At 43.8% G+C, this 18609-nt stretch carries 15 protein-coding genes and 1 other RNA gene; 9 read left to right on the top strand and 7 right to left on the bottom strand.

The window, feature by feature from the left end:
- Nucleotides 1-260: 260 nt before the first annotated feature.
- Together kdsB and OGH69_RS03040 are read right to left on the bottom strand one after the other, a co-directional pair.
- The gene (gene kdsB, locus OGH69_RS03045) at nucleotides 261-992 is read right to left on the bottom strand and encodes a 3-deoxy-manno-octulosonate cytidylyltransferase (RefSeq protein ID WP_265172963.1); all 732 of its coding nucleotides are present in this window, start codon (nucleotides 990-992) and stop codon (nucleotides 261-263) included.
- 145 nt (nucleotides 993-1137) lie between these two features.
- Nucleotides 1138-2553 (bottom strand): ATP-dependent DNA helicase, encoded by a 1416-nt coding sequence (locus OGH69_RS03040; RefSeq protein ID WP_265172962.1) that lies wholly within the window; start codon nucleotides 2551-2553, stop codon nucleotides 1138-1140.
- Nucleotides 2554-2753: 200 nt separating this feature from the next.
- On the opposite strand from OGH69_RS03040, the gene OGH69_RS03035 reads away from it, so the two are divergent.
- From OGH69_RS03035 to OGH69_RS03025, 3 genes are read left to right on the top strand one after another with little or no spacing between them, the layout of a single operon-like run.
- The gene (locus tag OGH69_RS03035; protein ID WP_265172961.1) at nucleotides 2754-3557 is read left to right on the top strand and encodes a DUF3822 family protein; all 804 of its coding nucleotides are present in this window, start codon (nucleotides 2754-2756) and stop codon (nucleotides 3555-3557) included.
- Nucleotides 3554-4114 carry a 16S rRNA (guanine(966)-N(2))-methyltransferase RsmD gene (gene rsmD / locus OGH69_RS03030; protein WP_265172960.1) on the top strand — a complete coding sequence of 187 codons (561 nt, stop codon included), beginning with the start codon at nucleotides 3554-3556 and terminating at the stop codon, nucleotides 4112-4114. Before OGH69_RS03035 ends, rsmD begins: the two co-directional genes overlap by 4 nt.
- A 1-nt stretch (nucleotide 4115) precedes the next feature.
- Nucleotides 4116-6551, top strand: coding sequence for a T9SS type A sorting domain-containing protein (locus OGH69_RS03025; protein ID WP_265172959.1), 2436 nt, complete (start codon nucleotides 4116-4118; stop codon nucleotides 6549-6551).
- 23 nt (nucleotides 6552-6574) lie between these two features.
- Here the strand turns inward: OGH69_RS03025 and rnpB are convergent.
- An RNA gene (gene rnpB, locus OGH69_RS03020) (RNase P RNA component class A) lies at nucleotides 6575-6889 on the bottom strand.
- Nucleotides 6890-7108: 219 nt separating this feature from the next.
- On the opposite strand from rnpB, the gene OGH69_RS03015 reads away from it, so the two are divergent.
- Together OGH69_RS03015 and OGH69_RS03010 are read left to right on the top strand one after the other, a co-directional pair.
- Nucleotides 7109-7420, top strand: a complete 312-nt coding sequence (locus tag OGH69_RS03015) for a hypothetical protein (RefSeq protein WP_265172958.1) — start codon at nucleotides 7109-7111, stop codon at nucleotides 7418-7420.
- Nucleotides 7417-8493: a DNA topoisomerase IB gene (locus OGH69_RS03010; RefSeq protein ID WP_265172957.1), complete on the top strand. Its 1077-nt coding sequence runs from the start codon at nucleotides 7417-7419 to the stop codon at nucleotides 8491-8493. The genes OGH69_RS03015 and OGH69_RS03010 overlap by 4 nt, the downstream gene beginning before the upstream one ends.
- A 116-nt stretch (nucleotides 8494-8609) precedes the next feature.
- Here the strand turns inward: OGH69_RS03010 and OGH69_RS03005 are convergent, their stop codons facing one another.
- Nucleotides 8610-10145 (bottom strand): YifB family Mg chelatase-like AAA ATPase, encoded by a 1536-nt coding sequence (locus OGH69_RS03005; protein WP_265172956.1) that lies wholly within the window; start codon nucleotides 10143-10145, stop codon nucleotides 8610-8612.
- Nucleotides 10146-10271: 126 nt separating this feature from the next.
- On the opposite strand from OGH69_RS03005, the gene OGH69_RS03000 reads away from it, so the two are divergent.
- The 3 genes from OGH69_RS03000 to OGH69_RS02990 all read left to right on the top strand — a co-directional run bounded on the left by OGH69_RS03000 (nucleotide 10272) and on the right by OGH69_RS02990 (nucleotide 13311).
- Entirely contained in the window at nucleotides 10272-10649 is a 378-nt protein-coding gene (locus OGH69_RS03000) for a PH domain-containing protein (protein WP_265172955.1), read from the top strand.
- A gap of 72 nt (nucleotides 10650-10721) precedes the next feature.
- A complete protein-coding gene (locus tag OGH69_RS02995) occupies nucleotides 10722-11960 on the top strand; it encodes a cation:proton antiporter (RefSeq protein ID WP_265172954.1) in 1239 nt (412 codons plus the stop codon).
- Entirely contained in the window at nucleotides 11953-13311 is a 1359-nt protein-coding gene (locus OGH69_RS02990; RefSeq protein WP_265172953.1) for an FAD-dependent oxidoreductase, read from the top strand. Before OGH69_RS02995 ends, OGH69_RS02990 begins: the two co-directional genes overlap by 8 nt.
- A gap of 34 nt (nucleotides 13312-13345) precedes the next feature.
- Here the strand turns inward: OGH69_RS02990 and OGH69_RS02985 are convergent, their stop codons facing one another.
- Genes OGH69_RS02985 through OGH69_RS02975 form a run of 3 tightly spaced genes read right to left on the bottom strand, consistent with a single transcriptional unit; the run spans nucleotide 13346 to nucleotide 17971 of the window.
- On the bottom strand, nucleotides 13346-15325 hold the full coding sequence (locus OGH69_RS02985; protein ID WP_265172952.1) for a protein-disulfide reductase DsbD family protein: 1980 nt from the start codon (nucleotides 15323-15325) through the stop codon (nucleotides 13346-13348).
- Nucleotides 15326-15327: 2 nt separating this feature from the next.
- Nucleotides 15328-16638 carry a tRNA lysidine(34) synthetase TilS gene (gene tilS / locus OGH69_RS02980; RefSeq protein WP_265173104.1) on the bottom strand — a complete coding sequence of 437 codons (1311 nt, stop codon included), beginning with the start codon at nucleotides 16636-16638 and terminating at the stop codon, nucleotides 15328-15330.
- Between the two features lie 28 nt (nucleotides 16639-16666).
- Entirely contained in the window at nucleotides 16667-17971 is a 1305-nt protein-coding gene (locus tag OGH69_RS02975) for an anthranilate synthase component I family protein (RefSeq protein ID WP_265172951.1), read from the bottom strand.
- A gap of 89 nt (nucleotides 17972-18060) precedes the next feature.
- Between OGH69_RS02975 and OGH69_RS02970 the strand changes: the two genes are divergently transcribed.
- Complete coding sequence (locus tag OGH69_RS02970; protein WP_265172950.1) at nucleotides 18061-18570, top strand: hypothetical protein; 510 nt, start codon at nucleotides 18061-18063, stop codon at nucleotides 18568-18570.
- Nucleotides 18571-18609 lie beyond the last annotated feature (39 nt).

Genomic DNA, 18609 nt, shown 5'->3' with positions numbered 1-18609 from the left:
CAAATTGCAGTAAGCGACTATCTAAAAATTCATTTAACCACATAGGTACATAGGTTTTATAACTCTTGATAGTCTAAAAGCGCATATAGTTAAAACATAGTGAAGCGAAGCTTCACACTCTGTGTCACTTAATTACATTCTGTACCCGACCGCTAAAAGCTATGTACCTATGTGGTTAATTTTTTAATTCAGCAAAATTTAGACTGTTACTATTTACCCTGTCTAATTGGTGAAATTCGTGTAATTCGTGGCAAAAATTTCTAACCTTTCAGCATCTTCCTCGCCTTTTCCAAATCTTCAGGCGTGTCGATGCCTATTCCGGCATGGGCGGTTTCTACCATTTTTATCTTTTTACCATATTCCAGGTAACGCAACTGCTCCAGCTTTTCGGTAGCCTCCAGCGACTTCATGGGCAGCTTGTAGAAATCCAGCAGCGCGTGCTTGCGGAACGCGTAAATGCCTATGTGGCGAAAGTACCGCACCCCCGCTTCCTTATCTCTCGGGTAAGGTATTACCGAGCGTGAAAAATACAGCGCAAAATTCTTCTGGTCAACTATTACCTTCACATTATTAGGGTTTTCAATATCATCCCAATCAGTGATGTGCATCATTACCGAGGCCAGGTCAATCTCGTGGGCAGCATCGCCCTTGAAAACCTCCAGCACGTCGGCCAGCGGCTCTTTATTGATGAACGGCTCATCGCCCTGCACATTGACCACAATGTCCACGTCGAGGTTTTCTATGGCCTCCGCAATGCGGTCGCTGCCGCTTTCGTGTTCCTTTACGCTCATAATGGCCTTGCCGCCATTAGACACGATTTCGTCATAAATAATATCAGAGTCGGTTACAACAAACACGTCGTCAAACAGCCCTGTATTGAGCGCTGCCTGGTAGGTTCGGGTTATTACGGTCTTGCCCCCCAGGTCCTGCATCAGCTTGGCAGGGAAGCGGGTACTTGCATATCGTGCGGGTATAACGGCTATTGTTTTCATGGTCATATAGGCCTCTCCTGACTCCTCTCCAAAGGAGAGGACACTGTTGGAGCAGGGTGTCTTATTGTGTTATTATTAATTTGTCAACGTTTTTTTGTGTCTGAGTGTAGCTGCTCCATCTCCTTCGGAGAGGGCTGGGGTGAGGCTATTCAAAAAACTCATCCTTAAACCCTATCAAATATAATTTATCTTTTGCCCTTGTAATGGCCGTATACAGCCACCTGATGTAATCCTTTGTTATTCCTTCCGGCAGGTACGGCTGTTCTATGAAAACCGTGTTCCATTGTCCGCCCTGCGACTTGTGGCAGGTAATGGCATAGGAGAACTTAACCTGCAGCGCATTGAAATGCGGGTTGTTCTTTACCTTTACAAACTTGCGATACTGCGGCTCGCCTTCGTAATCCTTCATCACTTCATTGTACAGGCGGTTGGACTCTTCATAGGTGAGCGATGGCGATTCACTCTCCACGGTATCCAGTAGCAGTATGGTTTCTAACGGCTTTGCGTCGGGATAGTCGACCATGCGGACTTTTACCCTAGCAAATTTAAAACCGTACAGCTCTTCTATCCTGAAAATTTCCAGTACCTCGATAATGTCGCCATTGGCAATGAACCCGGCCTCACTCTTTTCGTCAAGCCAAAAATAGTTATTCTTTACGACCATCATGTAATCGCCGGCAGAAAGTTCGCTTTCGCGCGATAAAATGCGGGTGCGTATCTGCTGGTTGTACTGGTTGGCGCGCTTGTTGGACCGCACTATGAAAGCCGTATCCTCAATGCTGTAATTGCTGTAGGCATGGTTAATGGCATCCTGTATGTCATACCCGTCCACAAGGCGGATGATGTCCTTAAAGCCCTTCAGCTTAAACTGGAATGCGTCGAAAAATGCGGTCTTGAGCAGTTCCCGCAGTTCGGTTGCATTGTAGAGTATGCCCGAATTCTCCTCCTGGCGCATTACTTCATCCAGTTCGATGTGCTGAACGTCCCGGAAGAAATTTTGCGCAAGCGACTCAATGTCCAATGCCGGGCTCAGGTCGGAGTTCACGGGCGGCAGCTGTGCGGTGTCGCCAATGAGTATCATGCGGCAATTTTTTCCTGAATACACATAGGACATCAGGTCGTCCAGCAGGGAGCCATTCTCGTACATCTTTGACTCCTGGATGCTGTCGGAAATCATAGAGGCTTCATCGACTATGAAGATAGTATTGACGAACTTGTTTTGCTGCAAGGTAAACCCAACCATGCCGCCACTCCCCTTTTTAGGAAAGTAGATTCGCTTATGGATGGTAAAAGCGGGCTTATTGGAATAGCCAGCAATTACTTTTGCAGCGCGGCCTGTGGGCGCCAGCAGCACATACTTTTTTTGGGCATCCGCCAAATGGTTTACTATGGTGGAAATAATTGTGGTCTTCCCTGTACCGGCGTAGCCTTTCAGTACAAAAAGGCTGTCATCATCCCTTGTAATGAACTCGGCCGCCTTTTGCAGGAAAATGTCCTGTTTTACGGTAGGATTGAATGGGAATTTCCTGCGGAGAAGTTTGTAGAAGTCGGTGGGATTCATTTTTCAAAGATAAAATTTTAGCCACGAATTACACCAATTTCACAAATTAAAGCAACGCGGATGACACGGATCGAGCGGATTTTCACGGATTGATTTATCAAAGTCGGGAAAAGCAATTATAAAATTGACGTAATTCGTGCAATTCGTGGCTAAACCCTAACCAAAACAATGTAAATTTGTAACCCAACCACAGTTGCCAGATGAACGAAACCATTACCGCTAAAAATTACAAGAAACTCACATTGCAGATTGCTCAAAACGGCATGTCATTCTGTTGTTTCGATACGCTCAACTGGGAGGTGACAAGCTTTAAATCAGTAGCGTTTTCAAAGTACAGCCCCATTGAGGAGGAGCTTTGGAAGGCGTTCGTGAACCACCCGCAGCTTACCCGTCCGTACGATGAGATAGTGGTGCTGCACGACAACAGCTTCAACACCTTTGTACCCGGTGCGCTGTTTGATGAAAACTTTTTGGGCAGCTACCTGCAATACAACACCAAGGTTTTTGAAACCGATTTTTTCGCGTTCGATGCCATAGGCAGCTATGAGCTGAACAATGTGTATGTACCCCTGATGAATGTGAATAATTTCCTTATCGACCAATTTGGAGTATTTGATTATAAGAACGTAAATAGCGTGCTTGTAACCAGTTTGTTAGATGCTTCGAGAAATATTGATGAGAAGCAGGTTTTTGTGCATGTAAAGGAAACTCACTTTGAGATTGTAGTGGTGCGCAACCAACAGCTTTTGCTGTTCAATTCGTTCGAATATAAAACACCGGAGGACATTTTGTACTACCTCCTGTTTACCATGGAGCAGCTGTTCCTGAACCCCGAAACGGCCCGGGTACAGTTGATTGGGAAAATTGACGAAAGCCATCCGTGCTTTCATCTGGCCTATACGTATATAAGGCACCTTGCATTATATGATACTTCGGCATTACAGGAAAAATGGGGCAAAACCCAACAGGAAGCGCTGGAACACTTTATACTATTCAACTCATGAGGATCATTTCCGGAAAATACAAGGGCCGCAGGATAAGCCCGCCCAAAGGATTGCCTGTACGGCCAACAACAGACATGTCGAAAGAATCGCTGTTCAATATCCTGAACAACCGGTTCGACTTTGAAGGCCTGAAAGTGCTCGACCTGTTCTCCGGCACGGGCAACCTGAGCTATGAGTTCGGGTCGCGCGGCGCGGCAGCGATAACGGCTGTGGATGCCGACTTCGGATGCATCAAATTCATCAAGCAGACGGCAGCGGATTTTGACTTCAACATCTCTGCCGTAAAAAGCGACGTGTCCAAGTTCCTGAGCGGGCATAAATCGACCTACGATATTGTTGTCGCCGACCCACCCTACAATTCCACCCAAAAGGAATTCGAGGGCGTGGTAAACCAGGTATTTGAAAATAATCTGCTTAATGAGGGTGGCATGATGATTATTGAGCATTCCAAGCATACCCCGTTGAACCATTTAGAGCATTTTTCGTTTGAGAAAAAGTATGGCGGGAGTATTTTTACGTTTTTTGAGGTGGAGAACAAGGATAATGAAACAAATTAACATGAAAAGGATTATTACGATTATTACGATTTTGAATTTTTCAATTGCATTTTCACAGATTGGTTTTGAACCTGAAAATATACTTTTTAGCAGGGATTATGCTCCTTCAGATATTACGGATGTAATTAGCGCCGACCTCAATAATGACGGTTTTAAAGAAATGATCATTTCATCCAATTATGCCAATAATATTATTTGGTATAAGAATGTAAATGGGGATTTATATCACAGCAAGCCACTTCTAATATCAGAAGATTTAAATATTCCTAAAAGTTTACATGCTACAGACCTGAATAATGACGGGCTTGTTGATATAATTGCTGCCAGCCAGTTTGATGATAAAATAGTTTGGTATCAAAACCTTGGAAATGACAATTTCTCTACAGAAATAATTGTTGGGGCATCTGTAGACAGTCCGCAATCTTTAGCAACCACGGATGTAAATAATGATGGTTTCCAGGATATTATTGCCGGGATATATAATGACCAGCAGGTGGTTTTGTATATCAATAACGGAGATGGCACTTTCCAGGATAAAGATGTGATCAGCGAGTTTAATTATAATGTTAAAAAAGTAATGCTTAAGGATCTGGATAATGATAATTTACCAGAAATCATCACGCTTTTAAACTATTCTAATAATATTTACTGGAATAAAAACAATGGCAATGGCAACTTTTCACAACCAATCCAGATCAATGCCTATGTTTATAATGAAAAAATAGATTTTGCAGATATTAATAATGATAGCTATCCAGACCTTATTTATAATTCAGGGGAGGCTAAGTTAAGCGCCATATTAAACCAGGGGGGTGAAACTTTTGACGGGGACATTATAATCGATAATATCCCGAGTAATCCATCAATGATAATTGTAAAAGATACAGATGGTGACGGCCTCATTGATATTGTCACCAAAAATAGCTTTGGAATCGGTATTAATAAAAATAATGGCAATGGATTTGATCCCCTGACAAGCATAACAAATGAGTTTACAGGAGCTAAAACATTACTTACCGAGGATTTAGATAATGACGGGATACTAGAAATTTTTGTTTCCTCATTTACAAATAATCAATCAAATAAATGCAAAATATCTTATTTTACCTATAGCCAGCCTGAAAACAATTATCAGGAAAACATACTGGATATATATTTGGGAGCAACATCTGCAATACGTATATTTGACATTGATAATGACGGATTTAATGATATTTTGTCAGGTTACCGAACATTAGTTTGGAATAAGAACATGGGAAATGGAAATTTTTCCGCCAATAAAATACTGACAAATATATTCAATGACATTTACGCCCAAAAAATAGAAATTGCAGATTTAGATAATGATGGCTTTACAGATATAATTGCGTTCTCAACTACCAAAATAGATCTTTACCGAAATATGGGAGATGCATCATTTTCTCTTGTAAATACGTTAAATTTTACTTCATATCCAGTTGATGTTGAAATTTCTGATATTAACAATGATGCAAAGCAGGATATACTTGTAACTTTTACATCACCCCAACTTGGAGTAGGAAAAATTATTAATTCAGGAAACTTTAATTTTGAGCAAATCACATATATTACAACATCCATTTACGGCTTTAGGCCAAGCGCTATAGCCGCTGGGGATATTGACAATGATGGTGATATCGATATTGTTTCTGTTTCTGATGATACTTCGCGCATACATTTATGTATTAATTTGGGTAATGGCTTATTTACAGTGAGTTATATAGCAACGATGTCTACAGAAGTAATAAAGTTAGCTGACCTGAATAACGATAGCTATTTGGATATTATCACCTCTTCCACATACCAATATAGTCCCTATGGTGTTCATAGAATAATGAATACTAATGGCACTTTTTCTACATCTCCATCCGTAATAGGAATAGAAAGCTTAGATACATTTTCGGTAAGTGATATCAATGGCGATGGATACAATGATATAGTAGGTGTTTCAATCCGTTCTTATGGAGGAGAATTTGACGAAGAACTTATAGCATTTATATATAACGGAAGTACATACACCAAAGTTGAAATTGACAATTTGGGGGAAACACCCAGTCTCTCCCGCGATATTGATATTACAGATCTTAATAATGACGGCAAACCGGATATAGCGACAAGCTATTATTTTATTGGCCGTACAAGTATTTATCTCAATAGTTCAACACTTGGTTCAGAAGCTATAACGGTTGATGACATACCGGGAACATTATTTTACCCGAATCCGACTTCCGGAAAAATTTACTGGTCGAAGGAGTATGATAAGTATGGTATCACAATTTATGACAGACTTGGACAGCAAGTATTCTCGGGTGTAACAAGTGAAGAGTATTTTGACATTGGTTTTTTAAGTAAAGGAATTTACTTTTTACAATTAAAAAAGGGCAATGAAATAATAACTAAGAAAGTAGTTAAAGAATAAGATACTTCTTTTGGATTCATAAAAAATAAAGCAGGCCTGTAAGCCGGATTCTGTACCCCCGCGGGGTCCTTATCATTTATCTGGATGCTGCATTACTGCAAGCACTCAATCTGCCTACCCCCCGGCATCGGGCGGGCCGCCCTACATATAGCCGGTATACATGGCATTTCACCGCATAGAGTTTACCTGGTTTCACTACAGCATGACCTGTACATACTTTCTGTTGCACTTGTCCTCCCGCGGCTCTGCAAACCACGGTGACGGGCGTTACCCGCTATGCTGCCCTCTGGTGTCCGGACTTTCCTCGCTCGTTAGAACGCGATAAGGCGGCCTGCTGGCGCAAAAGTACGTTATTATTTCAGATTTCAGATTCTAGATTTCAGATTTACCAATCATTCCCTTAAACCTTGTCACTAGCCATTCCCGGGGAAGCTCAATCTGAAATCTGAAATTTACAAAAACCTTAAGAAAAACCTTAACAATCCGTTGGCGTAATAAGAAGATTGTATTGGGTAACTTTAAATTAAATAAAACAGCTAACATAAATCAAAGAAATCATGGACAGACAGATGTATCATTACGCCACCGTATCGAAGGCGTTACAGGACCTGAACGAAAAGGGTTATACGACCGACTTCAATCTTGAAGAGGAGCGCATTAAAAACCATTGCGAAGATTTTACCATCGAGCATATTTACCGCTATGAGGGCGAAAGCGATCCGGGCGATGAGGCTACCGTATATGGGATCAAGTCGAAGGATGGCGAAAAAGGCGTGTTTGTAGCAAGCCCCGGCGCTTACAACGAGAATAGTGCCGCAAAGGTACTACTCGACATGACCATTAAAGGAAGGGCCGGGCAGCAGTCATGAACCGGTTACAGCAAAAGCTCGAAAAAATAGGGAGCGATCCCAAAATAACTGCAAAAGCCGTTGGACTTCGCTATTCTCTAAAGTCAGATAAAGGCTTTTACAGGAAACGGAAGGGCAGCGGCTTTTACTATGCAGATGAAGAAGGAAAAACGGTAAAAGACAAGGATACGCTTGACAGGATTAAAAAACTGGTAATTCCCCCGGCCTGGAACGATGTTTGGATATCGCCCTTTGAAAATGGCCACCTGCAAGTTACCGGAATCGACGCGAAAGGCCGTAAACAATACCGCTACCACCCGCATTGGAACAAGATACGCAACCAATCAAAATTCTTCCGCCTGCGGAGGTTTGCCGAAGCGCTGCCGCATATTCGCGAACAGGTGGATAAGGACCTGGCACGCAAAGGACTGCCGTATGAGAAAGTTATTGCCCTTGTGGTAAAGCTGATTGAACTTACCAACATCCGTATTGGCAATGATGCCTACAAAAAATTATATGGTTCCTTTGGACTGACAACGCTTCGCGATAAACACGTAAAATTTGACGGTGCTACAGTCAATTTTGAATTTGTAGGCAAAAAAGGCGTAAAGCACAAAATTAAGCTGCAAAGCCGCCGCATGGCCAACCTTGTAAAGAAATGCAGGGATATACCCGGCCAGGAACTGTTCCAGTACCTGGATGATGAAGGCAGGCGCCATACTATCGGCTCAGGAGATGTGAACAGCTATATTAAGGAAATATCGGGAGAGGACTTTACCGCAAAGGATTTTCGTGCGTGGGCCGGCAGCCTTAATGCCCTCTGTGCTTTCCATGAGTGCGGCGAATTCGTAAGCGAGTCTGACTGCAAGAAGAAAATTGTAGCCGTGTTGGATTCCGTGGCTGAAAAGCTGGGCAATACACGGACGGTATGCAGGAAATATTATGTTCACCCAACTGTCATAGCTGCATTTGAGAACGGAAGCATAGCCAAGTACAAATGTGACGATAAACCACTAAAAGGTGAACTCAACGCCCAGGAAAAATCATTACTCGAACTGCTTTCCAATGAGGCTATTGCGGAAGTTGTCGCTTAGTAATTTTAATTTCAGATTTCAGAATGTAGATTTCAGATTGAACTTCACTCAAATCTTTAAACTTACAGCATTGACGACCGAGTGTAGCTCAATCTGAAATCAAAAATCTGAAATAATCATCCAAGCCACCCTTCCCTGTCCAGGCTCCTGTACTGTATCGCTTCGGATATGTGGTGTGGTTGTACATTATCCACGCCTTCCAGGTCGGCAATGGTGCGCGACACCTTCAAAATCCTGTCATATGCACGTGCTGAAAGGTTAAGGCGTTCCATGGCTGTTTTTAATAATTGCAGTGATGTCTCGTCAAGCTGGCAATACTCGCGTATCTGCTTGGTGCTCATCTGGGCGTTATAGTGTATGTTTTCAAACTGCTCAAAGCGTTCGGTTTGTATCTCCCGGGCTTTTGTTACACGTTCGCGGATGGCCACGCTGCTTTCTGCCTTGCGGTTGTCGGACAGTTTTTCGAACGGTACGGGCGTAACCTCTATATGGATGTCAATGCGGTCTAAAAGTGGACCCGAAATCTTGCTTAAATAGCGTTGCATTTCGTGTGGCGAGGAACTTACCGGCGCGTCAGGATCGTTAAAGTACCCGCCAGGGCTTGGGTTCATGCTCGCTACCAGCATGAATGACGACGGGTAGGTTATGGTAAACTTTGCACGGCTGATGGTCACTTCACGATCTTCCAAAGGCTGGCGCATCACCTCGAGCACCTCCCGCTTGAATTCGGGCAGCTCATCAAGGAACAGCACGCCGTTATGGGCCAGCGAAATTTCTCCCGGCTGCGGAAAGCTCCCTCCTCCTACCAGCGATACACTACTTGCCGAGTGGTGCGGGCTCCTGAACGGCCTTTGGTTAAGCAGGCCTACATTCTTTATCTTTCCGGCAACACTATGTATCTTGGTAGTTTCGAGTGCTTCGCGCAAGGTCATGGGCGGCAGTATGCTTGGCAGGCGCTTGGCGAGCATGGTTTTACCCGCGCCGGGCGGCCCTATCAGGATGATGTTGTGCCCACCAGCCGCGGCAATTTCCATACATCGTTTGATGCTTTCCTGTCCTTTAACATCGCTGAAATCAAATTCGGGGAAGTCAAGGGTTTTAAAAAACTCCTCACGGGTGTTGATGACGGTAGGTTTCAAAGTCCCGCGACCTTCAAAAAAGTCGATGACCTCCTTTACATTCTCTATACCGTACACGTCCAATCCGGTAACAATGGCGGCTTCCTTTACATTTTGCTTCGGCAGGAAAAAGCCTTTAAAGCCTTCCTCTTTAGCCTTGATGGCAATGGGCAATACGCCTTTTACGGGCTGGAGGCTGCCGTCGAGCGAGAGTTCGCCCATGATGATGTATTTATCCACATCATCGGGTTTTATCTGCCCTGTGGCTGCCAAAATCCCTACGGCTAATGTGAGGTCGTATGCTGAGCCTTCCTTGCGCAGGTCGGCGGGTGCCATGTTGATGGTGAATTTCTTTACCGGCATCGCGTAGCCGTTGTTCTTGAGCGCGGCGGCAATGCGGTAACTGCTTTCCTTGACGGCATTGTCCGGAAGCCCTACCAGGTGGTAGCCCACACCTTTATCAACATTCACTTCAACGGTAATGGTAGTGGCTTCTACCCCAAACACGGCACTCCCGAAAACTTTTATCAGCATATAGAAAATTTTAAACGTGAAAGTAAAGAAAATTTTCTAATAACACCGTCATAAATTTTAGCAAAGACGCATTCTTGTTTGAAAACATTTTTATAATTTAACCTCTTCAACCAAAAACAAAGCAAAATGGGATTATTCAACGCCATACTGGGCAATGCCTCTGAGGTATCTATCGATAAGATCAGGGACGAATTCAAACCGATACTCATACAGGGAGAGAACATCGAAAAGGCATACAAGCTGATACGCGACATGTTCGTGTTTACTAATAAAAGGCTCATTTTGGTCGACAAGCAGGGCATTACGGGCAGCAAGGTAGATTATGTTTCGATTCCTTATGCCAATATCAATAAATTCTCCAAGGAGAGCGCCGGCCTGCTCGACCTTGATGCCGAGCTGAAAATATGGGTGCGGGGCGAAAGCGTGCCGATCAAAAAGCAATTTGGCAAGGACAACAACATCAACGAGGTGTACCAGATTCTCAGCCAGTACATATTGAAGTAATTATACTAAACCTGTTTATTTATTTTTAGCCGGAATACGCAACATTCCGGCTGTTTTTTTTAACTTACAATCATGCCTGAATTTCTAAAATCAAATCCCCATATTTTGCTGCTTCTCATAGCAGGAATTGTTGCGTTACTGGCCGCAGTAGTACCTCCGTTGTTAAAAAAAATGTACATATCGCCACCGATAATCTATATTTTTATAGGTATAGTGTCTTGCCTGGCTTTAGGGGCTAAGGTTATAAAGCCTTTGCAGCAACTGGAAGAAATTGAGCATGTGACTGAATTTGTAGTCCTTGTGGCCCTTGCCAATGCAGGGTTGCGCATAAAATACCCTTTCAAATGGTCAACATGGAAATATTCTTTCCGTTTATTGCTCATAGCCATGCCTTTCACTATTCTTGCTGCGGGAATATTAGGCTGGTGGGTAATGGGTTTTGCGCCTGCTACGGCAATGCTCTTTGGTGCCTTAATATCTCCTACCGACCCGGTACTGGCAAGTGAATTGCAAACATCTGATCCCGGTGAAGAGGATACATCCAAAGTAAAGCTTGGGCTTACCTCTGAAGCAGGGATTAATGATGGCCTCGCTTTTCCTTTTACATGGTTCGCCATACTTTTTGCAACCAGTGGCCCAGACTATACTGACTGGTTAAGTAATTGGTTTTTGCACTACTTTTTGCTTAAAATAGCTATAGGCATTACCACAGGGCTCGGATGTGGGTGGTTACTCTATAAAGCAATTTTTTCAATTACAATGGGTCATGTAATCGGCAGGATCAGTCGGGGGGTGCTATCGCTTGCCCTGGTTTTGCTTCCGTATGCAATATGCGAAATTTTGGGTGGATACGGTTTCCTTGCCGTTTTTTTTGCAGCCTGCATATTCAGCAATTTCGAGAAAGATGTTGAACACATGAACAACCTGCACGATTTTAATGAAGAACTTGAAAGTTTTGTTGTAGCGCTCATATTTATTGCTACCGGTGTTTTTATAGCCATGCACTACGATAAGCTTCTGGTCTTGCCCTTACTTATTGTAGCCTTAACAATGGTAATAGTTATAAGGCCGGTCGCAGGTTATATAGCATTATTAGGAACCGGCCTTAACCGCTTTCAGCGTTTTTCGTTGTCATTTTATGGCATGAGGGGAATCGGTTCCATATATTACCTGGCTTATGCCCTTAGCGCTGCTAACTTTGATGACGCTAAAACACTAATTTCACTGACGATAGCTACAATTTTCTTCTCTGTACTTATACATGGTATAACAGCACGTTCGGTACAAAAAAAAATACATAAATATGATTAGTGATACACTTGTAATAATTGGTGGCGATGCTGCCGGGATGTCGGCAGCTTCAAAAGTACGCCGCGAACAGCCCGACCGCGAGATCATCGTGTTCGAAAAATCGCAATATACCTCCTACTCGGCATGCGGGATACCCTATTATATTTCCGAAACGGTTAAGACTGTGGATGAGCTCATCGTACGCAAGCCGCAAACCTTCAGGGACAAATACAACATCGATGTGCGTACCCTCCACCTTGTACTTGAGGTGGATACCAACAAAAAGCGCATCAGGGTACAGGACAAAGTAAAGCAGGAGGAATTTTGGCAGGACTACGGCCAGCTATTGATTGCCACAGGCGGGAAAGCGTATTGCCCGGCCGACATAAAGGGCTATGATGCCGAAAACATCTTTGGTATTTCGACACTCAAAAGTGGTATTAACCTCGAGAAATATATTGAGGATGTGGCACCCAAAACCGCAGTTATAATAGGCGGTGGATACATTGGGCTGGAAATGGCGGAGGCACTGCTCATACGGGGATTAAAAGTGAGCCTTATAAACCGTGGCGAACAGGTGATGAATACCCTCGACCCCGATATGGGCGAGATCGTATCGGATGCCATGCGGAAACTCGGCGTTACGCTGTACCTGGGTGAAGAACTGGTTTCCTTTGACCTGGAAGGCAACTGCATTAAGGCCGTGGTAACCAACAAGCAATCCATCCCAACAGACATTGTGGTGCTGGGCATGGGAACATCACCTAATACGGCATTCCTGAAAGGGTCGAAAATCGAGTTGGGCGTAAAAGGTGCCATAAAGGTAAACGCCCACATGCAGACTAACATTCCCGATGTATGGGCCGCTGGCGACTGTACCGAAACACTGCACCTGGTGAGCAAGCAGCAGGTATACTTTGCCATGGGCACTTTGGCCAATAAAACGGGTCTGGTGGCAGGAAGCAACATTGCAGGTGAAAAACTGCTCTTCCCGGGCGGTGTGGGCACAGCAGTGTGTAAGGTGTGCAGCTACGAAATCGGTCGCACGGGGCTACAGGAAAAGGAACTCAAAAAGCTGGGGATTGATTACGTAACAGGCATTATTGCCAGCAAGACAAGGGCTCATTATTACCCCAACTCAAAAGACATAACCGTTAAACTGCTGGCTGAAAAGAATAGCGGCAGGCTGCTCGGGGGGCAGATCATAGGCGAGGAAGGCGCGGCCAAACGCATCGACGTACTGGCGACGGCGCTCACCCACAACCTGACATTGCAAAACATCATCGACCTCGACCTGTCCTATGCCCCACCCTTTTCTCCAGTTTGGGACCCGGTGCAGACGGCGGCACGCAAGCTTATCAATGAAATATAGATATTAAAAAGGGCGCTTAATTGCGCCCTGATTTTTATTTATTGAATTTGGAAACACCGTCCTTCAGCCATTGCAGGTACTCTTCTACATCGGGAGTGTAGCCTACAGGTTCGTTCAGGTTGTTCTCTTCATGGTCTATTACAACATACAAGGGCTGTGCGGCAGCACCATACTTCTTCACCTGGAATTCAAACCATTTGTTACCCACGGTTTTTACTTTCCTTCCGGTTGTTTCCGACCGGTATTGCTGGGCTTCAGGAAGTTCTTCGGTAGCGTCTACATAAAGTGATATCAGCACAACCTCGTCCTTCAGGATGGTATGGATACGGTCATCAGACCATACATTATCTTCCATCTTACGGCAGTTCTCGCAACCATACCCGGTGAAATCGATCATTACCGGTTTTCCTACTTCTTTGGCGTAAGCGAGTCCTTTATCATAATCTTCAAATGCCATGATGTCTTTACCAACCAGCTTTGCTCCCTCCGGCAGGCTTCCGCTTACATTGATCCTGCCCACCCCGTCTGGGCTTTCGCTATAGCGCAATGGTGGTGGAAATCCGCTGATCAGTTTTAATGGCGCACCCCAAAGTCCGGGAATAAGGTAAATGGTAAACGAAAGCACTAGCAGGCCTGTAAGCAGCCTTCCGACCGATATGTAAGATACAGGAGTATCGTGTGGCAGTACCAGTTTCCCGAAAAGGTATAAAGCCCATGCGCCAAATACGGCAATCCATATTACAAGGAATATTTCCCTTTCCAACAAGTGCGATTGTGTAACAAGATCGGCTTTGGATAGAAATTTAAATGCAAGCCCCAGTTCAAGGAAACCAAGCGATACTTTAACCGTATTGAGCCACCCGCCCGATTTTGGCAGGGAGTTCATCCAGCCCGGAAACATCGCAAACAGCATGAACGGCAAGGCAAGAGCTGATGAGAACCCTACCATCCCAATCACCGGTGCAAGCCCGCCTTTCGATGCAGCTTCCACAAGAAGCGTACCCACGATAGGGCCTGTACATGAGAAAGAAACAATTGCCAGGGCAAGGGCCATGAACAATATCCCTACAAATCCACCCCTATCGGCCTGGCGGTCTACTTTATTTGCCCATGAATTGGGCAGCATGATCTCAAACCCTCCAAGAAATGATATGGCAAAGAATACAAGCAATGCGAAAAAGGCAAGGTTAAACCACACATTCGTAGATAGCCTGTTGAGCGAGTCTACCCCAAAAATTGCGGTAACTATCGAACCCAACAATACATATATGATGATGATGGATAGTCCGAAAAATATGGCATTACGGATGCCCTGAGCCCTTGTTTTACTTGCTTTGGTAAACACGCTTACCGTCATTGGGATCATTGGGAAAACGCATGGGGTAAGCAGTGCCGCAAACCCCGAAAAGAATGCCACAATGAAAATTGTCATGATACCTTTATCGCCATCCTTAGCCTTTTTTGTTGGGGAGGCAGGCGTAACCTCCTCAGCCTTTTTTGGCGTTTCGGTTTTAGCGGCAGTTGTTGGGTCGCTGAACAGCTTAACCTCTTTAGCAGTAAGGTTTTTCAGGTCATATTCAAAAAAGAAATTTCCTTGTATGCACACTTCCTTGCAAACCTGATAAAATAAATCAAGCTGCACAAGGTTGTTGTCAGCATTGGTTGTCTTAATTGTCTGTTTCAACTGTACTTCATGGCTCCAAAAATATTCGTCTACGCCAAAAGTTTTATTAAAAGCCTTTTCATACGGGCTTTCTTCTGCCTTGCCAACAGCTTCAAAATTACCTTTATCATTATTAAAGGTAATCTCCAGCGGAAGAGCGCCACCATCCGGGGTAAACTGAGAATATACATGCCACTTGTCTTCAATGACGCCGTCGAGGGTAATTACATATTCGTTATCCGACTTCTTTTCGATCTTCGAAGTCCATTTTACGGGGTGCTTATCGGGTGCCTGAGCCCATGAAGTTACAAAAGCAAATAGCAGGAATAAGGTGAATGCTAATTTTCTCATTATTATAAAACTTCTATTTTTAAAATTATGTTTGTTGTTTTTGTTGCTTTAAAACGGTCATCGGCACGGTGGCCCACCACCCATAAAATATCTTCTCCGGAGCACAGCAGCCAGGTATTTTCCTTTTCGCTAAGATTGAATTTCTCATCCTTAAAGAATTTAGAGATTTTCTTCCGTTGCCCATTCATACCAGTAGGGCAAAAGTAATCACCATCACTCCATTTACGAAGAATTAACGGGAATTTTATTAATTGATTATCAACAAAAACAGTTTTTTTTGTTGTATTTTCATTGATTGCATGAGTTCTTGAGAAGGTCAAACTTATGGGATCATCAATTTTATGTTGGCTTTCGGCAATCTCAAAAACTTTATCTTTCTCTTGCGAAAGCGGTTCCAGTATGAGTACTGCCCTGTCTTTCAACAGCCTGAAATTTTGCGACAGAATATACTTTCCCGATTGAGCATCAGCAAGTGCATAAATATCGTCCCATGCAGTAAATCCAAACGGACTGAGCCATTGGTACAGATAAGCCCTGTAGTTGGGCAGTCGTTTCAATTGTACAATATCAAAATGCTTTTGATTTTCCTTTTCGGAAACCACCTGTTTGTAGATCAATACTGACGCATCCTCAACCAATGACTGCGCTTGTTGGAGATACTCCAGCGTCTGCCTGAAAGAATCTGCAAAACCGGAATTAAGCTCTTTCAGCAACGGAACCACATCGTGCCGCAGTTTATTGCGCAGGTATTTGTCGGAAGCATTGCTGCTGTCCTCGCGCCATTGTATATTATTCTCTTTGGCGTAGGCCAGGATCTCATCACGGGTAAAAGGAAGCAGCGGCCGCACGATGTTGCCATTCTGCTGCGGGATACCCTTCAGCCCATCAAGCCCTGTCCCGCGGGTCAGGTTGATTAAAAAAGTCTCTATGGAATCATCAAGATGGTGTGCGGTGAGGAGGTAATCAAGGTTGTTTTCGCGTAATAATTCGTCAAACCAAAGATAACGCAACTGCCTTGCCGCTACCTGAATTGATAGTTTATTATCAGACGCGAAACTTTTTGTATCAAAGCGGGTTACAAAAAAATTAAAACTATTTTCTTTAGCATATTGTGTAATGGATTCCTCATCGCCATCGCTCTCATTTCCACGCAAGTTGAAGTTGCAATGCGCTATTGAAATGTTGTAATTCAGTTGCTGAAGGAGATGTACAAGAACCATACTGTCTAGACCACCCGAAACCGCAACAAGGAGTTTGCTGTCTTTTAAGAACGGGAGGTTTTTTGATAAATGATCTTGCAATTTCGAAAGCATCTTCAAAAGTACGAATTTTTCCCGAAAGCTACTCTTCCAGTACCTTGCGCATGGCGCGTGCTTTTAATAAACATTCTTCGTATTCTGCCTCCGGATTGGCTTTGGCCGTAATAGCACTTCCCACTGAAAATGAAATATACTTATTATCAACATTATAAAGAATGCTACGGATAACCACATTAAAATCGAAATCGCCATCGGGGGTAAAATAACCCACCGCACCGCTATACAGACCGCGCTTTGTTTCCTCGAGTTTTTCGATGATCTGCATGGCCGAAATTTTGGGTGCGCCCGTCATGCTGCCCATCGGGTATGTGGTGCGGATGGAGTCTACCGGCCTGCTCCCCTGCTCCAATTGTGATACTACGGTCGAAATGAGGTGGTGCACCTGCTTAAAGGTATATGCCCCGCAAAGCTCCTCCACGGCTACCGAACCTTTGGCTGCTGTACGCGACAGGTCGTTACGCACCAAGTCGACGATCATAATGTTCTCTGAACGTTCTTTTTCATTAGCGGCCAGTTCCTTTTTAATGGCATTGTCCTCATCTGGATCGGCGCTGCGCCTGGCGGTGCCTTTTATGGGCTGCGAAATGACCATATCACCCTCCTTGCGTAAATATCTTTCAGGCGAGGCAGACATCAGGTACTGCCTGTAATTTTTAAAGTAAACGGCAAACGGCGGTTCGGATATGGTATTAAGTTTTTCATAGGTTGCAAGCGGGTCGATAATTGCATCTTCTGCATAAAATTCCATGCAGAAGTTAGCCTCATAAATATCCCCACGGTGGATGTGCGCCAGCATCTGCCCAACTTTATCCAGATAGCTTTCTTTCGAAATGCGCTGTTTTATGGTTATAGGTACAGGTTGCCGGTTGTCGGTTGCCGGCGTAATTCGTAATTCCAAATTCGTAATTTCATTAAAGTCTGAATCAATTTCATCATCGCACATCAGCAAATACTGTACTTCCAGTTCATTCCCTTTCAGCAAAAAAAGTTTCTTCGGCTGGAAGAAAAAAAGGTCGGGAAAGCCAAGCCCGTCATAGTTCTTCGATTGCAGGTCTTCCGTATCGTTTTTCAGGTCATAGGAAAGGTAACCAAAAAGCCAGTCCTTTGTAACCTGCTGGTATTCGTTCAGCTCTTCAAAGGCGTTGTGGTAGTCGGTTTTTATAGAAGTAAGCGCATCCACAGCCAGCACGGCATCATAGGAGGTATATTTTTGCTCATAGCTGTTGCTGTCCAGAAATACCGCTTCACGGAACTGCTGTGCCCATTGCAGCAGCTGTTTTTTAAAGGTTTCGGTATTTTGTATGGTAAACGTTGCTGTAGTTCTCAATCGGGTTTATTTAGATCGTCAAAAATACTCATTAAACCCGCCTCACAAAAATTTTATTACTTTTGAAACAATCACAAAATGTTTGATAAATGAAAGGATTTGAAGAAGACGGCAATGTAAGCATTATCGATTATTTAAATACTTATAATCCGGCGCTCAGGGTAATTAGGACGAAAGGCTATAAGGTGTTTTTATTCCCTGATGACAGGGAAGAATTTGTTGGTAAGTACTGGGCTATTAAAAATAACAGGCAATTTATTGCTGATGATCCGTTGCGATTGCTTGGGATTATCTCAATATGGGAAACTTATGGTGACGAATGGTATGGGGCACGAAATCTGCGAACACAAACAGCTTACGAAGATCGCAATCTGTATGACGAGATCATCACAAGGGCTTTCCCTGAAAATGTAGAAGAGATTGAAAACCTCAGTCAGGAAGAATTTAGCGAATATATTTCAGATTACAGGCTGTTTTTCAGCTCATTTACATCGAAAGAAATAATCCCTCTAAATATAACCCGACAGGCTTTTTACAACATCATTGATAATTTTTACAAATGGGATCCTGAAGGGTTCTATGAATGGGAAAAAATATAAACACAAAACCCATCCTTGCGGATGGGTTCGTGTTATATT

The organism is Flavobacterium sp. MFBS3-15 (genome assembly GCF_026107645.2).
GTDB lineage: Bacteria > Bacteroidota > Bacteroidia > Flavobacteriales > Flavobacteriaceae > Flavobacterium.
Note: the sequence above shows the minus strand (reverse complement) of the source record. Positions and strands in the feature narration are given on the sequence as shown.